Raw genomic sequence first — 10,247 nt, 5'->3', positions numbered from 1 at the left:
CAGGTAGTACACGACGATCGGCAAGATGACCATGCCGATACGGCCGATCCACGTCGTCGCGTTCAGCGAGATATGGAACTTCAACGCGATGATGTCGTTGATGCACGACAGGGTGAGCAAGATGTAGAGCGAAAAGCCAGCTGCCCCGATGGCGGTGCGGACCGGAGCGTCACGCGGACGCTGCAGCAGGTTGTGATGCGCATCGTCGCCGGTGAAGCGTCTCTCGATGAATGGCCAGGCCACGATCACCACGAACGCGAGCATTATGCCCAGCACTCCCCACAGCACGGCGGGAACGGTGTGGCCGAAGATGTACAGCTCCCAATCCGGGACGAGCCGCAGCAGGCCGTCCGTCCACATCAGGTAGATGTCGGGCGGTGATCCGGCCGCTACCTGCGATGGCTTGTAGGGGCCCAGCAGCCACACTGGGTTGATCTGCAGTAGCCCGCCCATGAGAGCGAGAACTGCCGTGACGATGGCGAAGAATGCGCCAGATTTCAGGGCGAACACCGGAACAATCCTTACCCCAACAACATTGGTCTCAGTGCGCCGTGGGCCGGGAAATTGCGTGTGCTTCTGATACCACACAAGTGCCAGGTGCACGCCGATGAGCGCGATCATGATGGCGGGAACGAGTAGCACATGCAGAACGTAAAGTCTTGGCAGCACGATGTTTCCGGGGAAGTCGCCGCCGAACAACGCCCAATGCATCCAGGTACCGACGATCGGCAGCGACATCATGCCCTGCGTGACCACACGAAGTCCGGTGCCGGACAACAGATCATCGGGCAGCGAATAGCCCGCGAACCCCTCTGCCATGGCCAGGATCAGCAGCAGTGATCCGACGACCCAGTTGGCCTCCCGCGGGCGGCGAAATGCCCCGGTGAAAAAGATGCGGGCCAGGTGTACGACGATCGAGGCCGCGAACATCAAAGCCGCCCAATGATGGATCTGGCGCACGAACAGGCCACCGCGAACCTCGAAGCTCAGATTCAACGAGCTTTCGTAGGCCTTGGACATCTGCATACCGCGTAGCGGTATGTAGACGCCGTTGTAGGTGACCTCGGCCATCGATGGGTCGAAGAACAGCGCCAGGTAGATGCCCGAAATCAGGAGCACCACAAAGCTGTACAGCGCGATCTCCCCCAGCAGGAATGACCAGTGCGTCGGGAAGACCTTATTCATCTGTCTTCGTAGGCCCGATGACGCGCGATAGCGCGAGTCGATCGCATTGGCAAGCTCCGTTGCTTGACCCATAGCTGCTCCCTCGGGAAGAGACTTTGTGCCTACTACGGAGAGTAGTACGTAGTTACTACTTGCGGTAGTAGGTGTGGCGATTCATTTCGCGAATCGTCATCCCGAGCGCCGGGGCTACCGTGGGATACGCACGTTCTCGTGCGCGGTCTCGCCCCGGGTGGAGCGGGCGTCGGGCAGTGATTGATAGCGGACGTACCAGCCCGGCAGTGCGCCGTACCACAGGGACCAGGCCACCATGGGACCACCGATAGCGATCACACCGCTGGCCGCGTTGAGAGGGCCCGAAACCGTGAACAGTCCCCCGATGGCACACAGGTTTCCGAGGATCGCCAGTGCGGCGATAGTGACGAGGTACGACGGAAACATCTTCGTTGCCCTCTGCAGGCCGATGATGGCGGCGAAGTATGCCATGCCGGCGCAGGCCACCGGTGCCGCGATCACGAATCCCGCGACATGAAGCACATAAAGAGCTTCGTCACCGATTCGGTCGGCCAAAAGATGCGCGGTGGCCCAGACCCCGATTTCCACGTTGAAGACCGTCATGAACATCAGTTCTGCACCAAAGGTTATCCACGCATAGGGCCCCTCTCCCTCGGCGCGCCGGATCACGGCGGTGAGCCACCCGAGCGACCAGACCTGCGCGAAGAAGAATGCGGTGAAGGCCACAAGTCCAAGGAGTATCCACGGCGACCAGCTGTCATAGAAGTTTCGCACGTCGCCTTGGTTGGAGGCGTCCGGAAAAATCGACAGCGCCATGAATGTCACCGCGATAACGGCTAGTGCGCCCAGAATAGCTATCACATCAACGACTTTGGGGTTCCTGCGAAGCGCATCGGCATAGCTGCTGGGCACTGTTAATCCTCTCGGTGTGCTGCGGTCGTGTTTGTTATCGGATGATTCGGGATAGCGATGGCACGTATAATTTCGGTGAGATCATCAGTGAGGTCCGGCAATTGACTGGGGTCATGATCAGCCAGGAATTCGGTGATTAGCTCGATGCTGGCGGCGACGATGAGGTGGCATAGCCGTCGGCTCAATGCCGGAAGTTCTGGGTCTAGGTGTGCGCGCAACTCCCGGAAGCCGGGGGCGACGGCATCGACGAACTCATCGATCGCCTCGTTGCGGCGTGCGCGCACGCGGGGCCCCGCGCCGAGGGCCTCGAGGTAGAACATCTGCGTCGCAGACCCGTTGGCGCCCATCGTTTCTAGGAGTTTCCGTGTCGAATCACGCACGTGATCAAGACTGGTGGGATGCTGTTGCGAGGCGGTGCCCAGTCCGAGCTTCGTCAACAGCGCACCGAGCGTCTGATAGGCGTCGAGGAAGACCGCCTCTTTGGTTGGATACAACTCGTAGAACGTCTTGCGTGATACACCCGCCTTTTGGGCGATATGTAGGACTGTCGTTGCCGCGTAACCGCTTTCCGCGAACAGTTCGATTGCCGCTGCGGAGATTCGGGCGCGCTGGGCGCCGAGGACGTCCTGACGGGACAGCTGGTGACGATGCCGCGGCAGCTGTCGCGGCACGCCCGCTGTCAACAGGTCCAAGATTGGTGAGGGCACCCTGGCGCTGGTCTTGTCCATGCCGATGACGTTAGACGCTGGAAGTCTGCGGATTGGGGTGGAAGAATACCCGTGTTCCCCTCTTGGGCACCAAGACCACCGAGCGCCTCACCACTCGTTCTTGTCTCTGGGAAGCGGAGCGGAACTCGCCATTGCGCAGCATCGAATGCAGCACAGTCTGCAGCTCAAGCATGGAGAAGTTTGCCCCGACGCATCGCTTGATTCCGCCGCCGAATGGCAACCAGGCATAGGTCGGCGGTCTGGTGTCCAGGAACCGTTCGGGCTTGAAAGCATCCGGCTCCGCGTAGCTTCCGGGATGATGGTTCAGCGCGTTGATATGGACCACGATGTGTGTACCGGGCGCAATGGTGTGACCTCCCAAGCGGAACTGCTCGGCGACGTAACGGCCGGTGAACGGCACCGGGGGCCGCAGCCGCAGAGCCTCATGGATCACCGCCGTGGTGTATGTCGTATCGCCATTGATTGCTTCGGCACGCACGCGGGCCAGACACTCGGGATGGTGCAGCAGCAGGTCCATGAGCCAGGCAAGAGTGGTGGCGGTGGTCTCATGACCAGCCAACATCAGGGTGATCAGATCGTCCCGAATTTCGCTGTCCGACAGTCCGTTGCCGTTCTCGTCGGTGGCCCGCATCAGTACGGCAAGGACATCGTTCTGCTTCCCCAGCTGTGGGTCTGCGCGTCGCTTGCGGATCAATGATCGGACCGTGTCGTCGATGTCGTGATTCACCTTCGTCAACTCCGGCCACCACCGGAGTGCGCCTGCTCGGCGAAATGCGTAACGCAGTGTCACCTGTTCGGAAACGCCAAGATCCAGTAGGCGCTCGAATGGGCCGCCAAGACGACGAACCTCGACGGGATCGTCGACGCCGAAGATGACCTTGACGATGACGTCAAGCATCAGATGTCTTGCGGCATCCAGCATCCGGAATGGGCGGTCAATCGGCCACGATCGCATCGCCTTCTCGGTGGCGCGCTCGATCACGGGGACGTAGCCATTCAAGGCTGAACCGTGCAGCGGCGGTATCAACAACTTTCGTCGCCGCAGATGCTCCGGTTCCTCCTGGACGAACATCGACCCGGGCCCATAGATCGCTTCGGCCGGACCCACTCCCTTGCCGCCCAGCAGAACATCCGGCGGCGCCGTCAGCACCTGCTTGGCCAACCCGGGCTCGGAGACGACGACGATATCCCCGAAACCGACGACAGTGGCCTTCATCGCCGGCCCGAAGTGTCTGAGAACGGGCCGCAGGAGCCGCTCGCCTCCGGCGAGGTAGCCCGCTCCATACAACGCGCCAAGCAGGCCCTTCAGGCCGCGCGGATTCGGCAGCCCCGGTATGCGCGCCGTATCGGTCTCCGCTGGTCCGACCTGTAGATCTGTCGTCACCTCAACGCCTCTCCGGGGTTTTCGCACAATCAGAAACAGCCTGTTTCTCATAGATGAGAGTACATCCTGTTTCTCTATTTGCAAGGCGGGAAAGTAATGGAGCAGGCGCTCTGTTATTCTCCGTATGTGCCCCGCCCGCGTATTCACTCCGTCGACGATCTGCTCGATGCCACTGAGCGCATCGCGGTAGTCGATGGTCCGGCCGCGGTGACTGTCCGGGCGGTGTCGCAGGTGACCGGGGTGTCCAATGGCGCGATCTACCATGCCTTCGGATCCCGTGGCGGGATGGTCGGGCGGGCTTGGCTGCGCGCGGCCGAGAGATTTCTCGATATGCAGCGCGATGTCGTCGACGCGGCGTTCGGGGCGGACGGGCCCGTCGATATCGCCGCGGTGAACGCCGTCGTCGCGGCGGCAGACACCCCCGTTGCCTTCGCGGAACGCTTCCCCGAGTCCTCACGACTGGTGCTGGCCGTGCGGCGCGAGGACCTGCTGGGCCCCGATGTTCCCGGTGATGTCGCGGAGGCCATGGCGAGCGTTGACTCCGTTCTCGTCGCGCTGTTCGTTCGGCTGGCGCGAGCACTGTGGGGCCGTGAGGACGGCCGCGCGGTGCAGGTCATCGAGGACTGCGTCGTGGGATTGCCCACCGGTCTGCTGCTGCGGGGACGCCGCCCGCCCGACGCGGCGACACGCTTGCGCCTGGAGGCCGCCGTGCGCGCCATCCTCGCTCTTGATCCACCCCCGGTACGCCCAAAAATGCAGGGCGCCAACATGAAAGGAAACACGCCATGACCCCTACCCTCGAAACACGGGATGCGATCGCGGTTCTCAATCTGGGACTGGATGAGAACCGCTTCTCCCCCGACTGGCTAGATACCGTCAACGGCCTCCTCGATGACGCTCTCGGGAGCGCCCAGGCCTTGGTGACCGTGGGAACCGGCAAGTTCTATACGAACGGGCTAGATCTGGATTGGCTTATGGCCAATGGAGATCGCGCCGACTGGTACGTCGGACGGGTACAGGCCTTGTTCAACAGGGTCCTCACCTTTCCGCTGCCCACTGCCGCCGCCGTCAATGGGCACGCCTTCGGGGCCGGCGCGATGCTTGCCGTCGCTCACGACTACCGAGTGATGCGATCTGACCGGGGATACCTATGCTTCCCGGAGATCGACATCCACATCCCGTTCACTCCCGGGATGGCGAGCCTTATTCAGGCGAAGGTGACTCCGCAGACCGCGGTCACCGCCATGACCACGGGGCATCGCTATGGCGGAGATGCCGCCGTCGCAGCCGGCCTGGCGGATCGCGCCGCCTCCGAGGGCGAGGTTCTAGACAGTGCAATCGATCTGGTGAAGCCGCTGGCAGGCAAGGACAGCGGGACCCTGGGCGCCATCAAGGCGACGATGTTCGCCGCGACCACCGCGGCGCTCGTGGCCTGATTACTGCGGAGGGATGACCGGTGGGCGGCACACGTTGCCCACCGGGTCCCACCACCAACCGTTATCACAGCTCAACGGGGTTGTGGCGATTGCCGGTCGGCAGGTGTTCGCCACTGGGTCCCACCAGCCGTCCGGACAGTTGGGCACGATGGGGTCTGCTGAGCCGATCGTTGGCGCGATGCCGGACACGGCAGCCAGTGGAAACAGCGTTCCGGCAGCGACGATCATGAGTCGGCGGGCGAGCATGTTCATGTGAACCACCTCCGGTATCGGGTAGCACGGCTCGTGTGAGCCTACCCGCGATGAGGTGCGCGAAACCTCGGCGCCAGCACCCGCCGGGCCAGTAGATCCAGGATATATCCGAGCACTCCGATGACGAGAATGACCGCCACCACCTGGTCATAGGCGAGCTGATCGCGCGCGTTGAGGATCTGATAGCCCAAACCTGATCGCACCCCCAGCATTTCGGCGGGAACCAGAACCACCCAAGCGATGCCCAGAGCGATGCGCACTCCGGTCTGAATGTGACCACGTATGGCCGGAAGTATCACCGCGGTGAGCAACTCGATGCGGGTGGCATGGAATGACTTCGCCACGTCCCGGTATCCGGGCTCGACCTCGTGCACGCCGGCTGTGGTGTTGATGAGGATAGGCCACACCGCCGCCGCGGCGATGAGAAAGATGACCGGTTGGCTGCCAATCCCGAAGACCGCCAACGCGATCGGCGTCCACGACAACGGCGAAATCATCCGCAAGAACTGGATTACGGGACGTGCGGCACGTTCGGCGGTGGTGCTGATCCCGAGTAGCAGACCCGCCGGAATGCCGATCACGGCGGCCAGGCACAGCCCGATCAGCAGTCGCCACAGGCTGAATCCAATGTCTTGAAGCAGTACGCCACGGTTCAGCAGGTCGATCACCGCGGGCAATGCCTTATCCGGCGCTGTCTGCCGCAGTAGCGAATGTGGTTGGCTGAGTATCGAACTTGCGATCCACCACAGTCCGATGCTCGACGCGATCGCCAGGGCCGGCGGCCAGATCCGGGGAAACAACTGCGGCTTGCGAAGCGCGGCTGCGCTGTCCGCGGTGATGGCAGGGGTGCGTTCGATGATGCTCACAATGCCTGTACCTCTTCCGTTCGAGTGAAATCGGTTGCGATGCCGAAGGCTTGCGGTCCCCCATGTGAATTGATCGCATTGCGAACGAAGGTGTCATCGACGAGATCGTCATGCACCCTGGCCGGGTCTAGCCGATCCAGGAATCCACGATCACCATCGACGACGGTGTCGTGCATCGCCTCGACCAACCGCTGCGTAAAGCCCCGATACGGGAACGGCTGAAAGCCCAGGCGTTGTGGGTGCCAATCCGGATGCTTCAGCGGATACGGCGGATTCGGATAGGTCAGCGCAGTCTGTACCGCGGGCACGGGCTGCGGTAGGTACTTTCCGCCACCGAGCACGCCGGCGGCCGACTTGCGGTCGGCATCGATCCGCAGCTGGGCAGCCACCACAGCGTCGGTGACACCCTGCACCGCCGAGGCGCGACCCGCGATCACATCGTCGCGGGTGACCAGGACGCAGCAGGCATGGTCGCGCCAGACATCGCCCAGAAACGTGTGAATCCGTCCGATCTTCTTGATCTGCGCGATGGCGTTGAACGGGTCGGCGACGACGTATCCCCCGATGGATCGATTGGCCAGCGCCGGAACCATGTCGGAGGGGCTCATCACCACGAGCTCGACCGTGCGCCGGGTTCGCGAAGCGGCGCTCCGGATCACCGGCCGCAACCCATGGCCGCGCAATAGCTCCTGCAACACGATGTTGTGTATCGACCACCAGAATGGGATGGCCACCTGGGTCCCCGCAAGATCCTCCAGATGTTGGATGTCCGGCGCCACGGTGAGTGCCGAGCCGTTGGTGTGATTCCACCCGAGCACCCGTACGCCATGCCCGTAGGCCTGACGGAGCTGGATGGCCATGGGCATAAGCAGGTGTGCGACATCGATCTGCCGTGCCATGAAGGCCTCCGCCAAGGCAGCCCAGCTGCGAAACAGTACCGGCTTGGCCGCGCTGACCGTGCCGTCCGGATACATCCCCGCGGAGTGGGCCAGCAGCAGCGGTGCCGCGTCGGTGATCGGGAGATACCCGATGCGCAATTGGCCACTGATGTTCGAAGCGTCTGAGGCCGCGGCGCGAATCAACCCGGCGCCACCGAAAAGTCCCGCTGCGGTGGTTATTCCAGCGGCTCCTGCCAGAACGGCGCGGCGCGAGACGATGCTGCTCACTCAGATCCCGTCTCTGCCGGTTGGTACTGGGCGAGGATTTCCCGCCGTATCCGATCACGCTCCCCCGCGGAGTGATCGTCCAGCGACCACTGCTGACGTATCCGCCCGTTGTTACCCAGAAGAACCACCCGGTGCGCAAGTGCCAGGGCTTCATCGACGTCATGGGTCACCAGGATGACGGTGACGGCCAACTCGGCGGCCAGCGCCGCCAGCCAGGACTGCAGGTCTGCCCGCGTCACCGGGTCGAGCGCGCTGAAGGGTTCATCGAGGAGCAACAACTTCGGCCGAGTGGCCACCGCACGCAGAATCGACACACGCTGAGCCTGTCCCCCGGACAATTGATCGGGATATCGATCGGAGAGCCTTCGGAGCCCGAAATGATCGACCAGGGCCTGCACGTAGGAATCGTCAAATCCGCTGCGGTGCCGCCCGAATCGCTTGGCGAAGACGATGTTCTCGGCGACGGTCAACCAGGGCATCAGCAACGCATTTTGGAAAACCACACCCGTCCGGGGGCGGTGCTCACCGTCCGATGTCCAGACGACGGTCCCAGCACTGAGGTCTTCCAGACCCGCCAGCACGCGCAACAGGGTGGACTTACCACTTCCACTGGGACCCAGCACGGCCAGGAACTCACCGGAAGTCACGTGGACATCGACCTCGCGCAGCGCCACTGCTGTGCCGAAATACTTGGAGCCGTTCGCTATTCGTACTGCGTCAGTTCCCACCGCAGTTGTCCTTCCGAGGGTGACTGAATGGGGAGAAAGGCGGCTTCGCGGAACCGCCGGTTCGCCGCGGTTCCCAGTGCGTAGCCGGCACCGCCGGCGACGGTGAGCTCCAGGCGCGATGCCTGTCCGGCGAGGGCGGCCGCCTCGAGCCGGAGTCGAAGGAGATCGGCGGTACTCGGCTCCGATGGTGCGGTCGCAAAGGCGTAGAGACGTTCTCGCAGTGTGTGATTGCGCTGTGCAAGCTCGTCGAGTTCGATGGTGAACTGGGCGGCGAGCACGCCACGCGCCGATCGCGCGCTGAGAAGAGCCGCGCCGCCGACCCCGGCACAGAAGGCACTCTGAAGCAGGAGGAAGGCCGGTCGGATGCGCGCGACGAAGCGAGGCAGGTCAGTGCTGATCACGTTCTCGGCTGGGACATACACATCGTTCAGCTGCAGAGATGTGGAGGCCGTGGCCGACAGCGCCATCAGATTCGGTGGTCGCTCGATGCGTATCCCATCCGTGCTGACATCGACCGCGACGACGAAGGTAGTGCCGTCCGCCCCACATGCGGGTAGCACCACCAGCGCGTCGGGGAAGACATTGGAAGCCCATCGAATCGGGCCGGTGATGCGTAGTCCGTCCCGATGCGGTGTCGCGCGCAGCGGCACCTCCCCCAGCCCCGCAACCTGTTTGAGGCCGGCAGCCATCGCGGTGACGCCTGGGCGGAGCCCCGCCCTGAGCCCGGGCAGGTGCTCAGCGCGCAGAGCTTCCGGAGCCAGGCTCACATACTCGATGGTCATGCGATGTGCCCATGCCGAGAAACCCACAGCCAGACTGCTCGTGGCAACCCGTTCGATCACCCGCACCATGGGCGCCAGGTCTACGCCGGTCAGACCCGCATCGAACAGGCTTTCCGCACCCAGAGCGCGAATGTCTGTTCGGACATCGGTCTCATTGGAGTCAAGAGCTGATGCCCGGGCCGACACCGCATCGCCGACGCGTTCCAACGCCGCCTCGATGTCCCTGGCCACGGCGGCCGTCATAGCGAGATATCTCCAAGCCCGTGCAGTCTGTCGACGGGGGTGTCAACGGCCTTGCGCGCGCGGAGCACCGCCTCTTCATCAGGAGCGTCGTAGAAGCACAGGCACTTGTCCATGTCTTCACGCACATACGTGCGCAGAAAGCTGACTTCGGGCACATCGGCGTACTTGGGCGCCTTGGCCTTCTTGCGCGCCAGGTACGTCTGCATGTCCAGGTCCGCGGGCAGATCCCATTCCACGAGATATCCGGCTACCGGCCGCACGGACTTCAGCTGGCCAAGATCGGCGCCGACCAGCCGTACCGAGTGCGGCCCGGAGACCGAGTCCACGCGCAGCGCATCGGAGTCCAACCGCGAGGCCTCACCATGAAACTCGGCGATGACGAAGATCCGGCGGGCCTCACGTGTCACCTGAGCTTCGATCAATTCACCGCCGTCGCTATGCACCCGCCCGTCGATCTCCTTGAGCAGTTGTGTGGCATCGGTGTTATCAGCAGGGCCAAGGGCGATTTCGTAGAGATGCAGCGTCACGGCACTGTTCCTAACTTCGGTGGACG

General features: G+C 63.1%; 12 protein-coding genes. 2 read left to right on the top strand and 10 right to left on the bottom strand.

The annotated features are described in order from the left end of the window. The 4 genes from AOT83_RS26025 to AOT83_RS26010 form a co-directional block, all read right to left on the bottom strand. The coding region (locus AOT83_RS26025; RefSeq protein WP_057963490.1) for a cytochrome bc complex cytochrome b subunit at window positions 1-1,257 on the bottom strand (1,257 nt) is incomplete at its 3' end. Between the two features lie 114 nt (window positions 1,258-1,371). After that, window positions 1,372-2,109 (bottom strand): hypothetical protein, encoded by a 738-nt coding sequence (locus AOT83_RS26020; protein WP_232784734.1) that lies wholly within the window; start codon window positions 2,107-2,109, stop codon window positions 1,372-1,374. A 2-nt stretch (window positions 2,110-2,111) separates the two neighbouring features. Then, window positions 2,112-2,837, bottom strand: coding sequence for a TetR/AcrR family transcriptional regulator (locus AOT83_RS27165; RefSeq protein ID WP_078284688.1), 726 nt, complete (start codon window positions 2,835-2,837; stop codon window positions 2,112-2,114). Window positions 2,838-2,847: 10 nt separating this feature from the next. Continuing rightward, the gene (locus AOT83_RS26010) at window positions 2,848-4,221 is read right to left on the bottom strand and encodes a cytochrome P450 (RefSeq protein WP_234797656.1); all 1,374 of its coding nucleotides are present in this window, start codon (window positions 4,219-4,221) and stop codon (window positions 2,848-2,850) included. Between the two features lie 126 nt (window positions 4,222-4,347). Here AOT83_RS26010 and AOT83_RS26005 point away from each other — a divergent pair, with 126 nt between their 5' ends. Together AOT83_RS26005 and AOT83_RS26000 are read left to right on the top strand one after the other, a co-directional pair. Further along, entirely contained in the window at window positions 4,348-5,010 is a 663-nt protein-coding gene (locus tag AOT83_RS26005) for a TetR/AcrR family transcriptional regulator (RefSeq protein WP_057963476.1), read from the top strand. Next, on the top strand, window positions 5,007-5,657 hold the full coding sequence (locus tag AOT83_RS26000) for an enoyl-CoA hydratase-related protein (protein WP_057963475.1): 651 nt from the start codon (window positions 5,007-5,009) through the stop codon (window positions 5,655-5,657). Before AOT83_RS26005 ends, AOT83_RS26000 begins: the two co-directional genes overlap by 4 nt. Here the strand turns inward: AOT83_RS26000 and AOT83_RS25995 are convergent, their stop codons facing one another. From AOT83_RS25995 to AOT83_RS25970, 6 genes are read right to left on the bottom strand one after another with little or no spacing between them, the layout of a single operon-like run. After that, window positions 5,658-5,909, bottom strand: a complete 252-nt coding sequence (locus tag AOT83_RS25995) for a hypothetical protein (RefSeq protein ID WP_057963474.1) — start codon at window positions 5,907-5,909, stop codon at window positions 5,658-5,660. Between the two features lie 41 nt (window positions 5,910-5,950). Further along, complete coding sequence (locus AOT83_RS25990; RefSeq protein ID WP_165592898.1) at window positions 5,951-6,748, bottom strand: ABC transporter permease; 798 nt, start codon at window positions 6,746-6,748, stop codon at window positions 5,951-5,953. Between the two features lie 23 nt (window positions 6,749-6,771). Then, window positions 6,772-7,941, bottom strand: coding sequence for an ABC transporter substrate-binding protein (locus AOT83_RS25985; protein WP_057963472.1), 1,170 nt, complete (start codon window positions 7,939-7,941; stop codon window positions 6,772-6,774). Further along, window positions 7,938-8,669 (bottom strand): ABC transporter ATP-binding protein, encoded by a 732-nt coding sequence (locus AOT83_RS25980; protein ID WP_057963487.1) that lies wholly within the window; start codon window positions 8,667-8,669, stop codon window positions 7,938-7,940. The genes AOT83_RS25985 and AOT83_RS25980 overlap by 4 nt, the downstream gene beginning before the upstream one ends. After that, the gene (locus AOT83_RS25975; RefSeq protein WP_057963471.1) at window positions 8,645-9,694 is read right to left on the bottom strand and encodes an acyl-CoA dehydrogenase family protein; all 1,050 of its coding nucleotides are present in this window, start codon (window positions 9,692-9,694) and stop codon (window positions 8,645-8,647) included. Before AOT83_RS25975 ends, AOT83_RS25980 begins: the two co-directional genes overlap by 25 nt. Continuing rightward, the gene (locus tag AOT83_RS25970) at window positions 9,691-10,221 is read right to left on the bottom strand and encodes a DUF4242 domain-containing protein (RefSeq protein WP_030097911.1); all 531 of its coding nucleotides are present in this window, start codon (window positions 10,219-10,221) and stop codon (window positions 9,691-9,693) included. Before AOT83_RS25970 ends, AOT83_RS25975 begins: the two co-directional genes overlap by 4 nt. Window positions 10,222-10,247: the final 26 nt, after the last annotated feature.

Source organism: Mycobacteroides sp. H001, assembly GCF_001440005.1.
GTDB classification, from domain to species: Bacteria; Actinomycetota; Actinomycetes; order Mycobacteriales; family Mycobacteriaceae; genus Mycobacterium; species Mycobacterium gwanakae.
The sequence above is the reverse complement of the archived record's forward strand: the minus strand, read 5'-3'. Positions and strand labels throughout refer to the sequence as shown.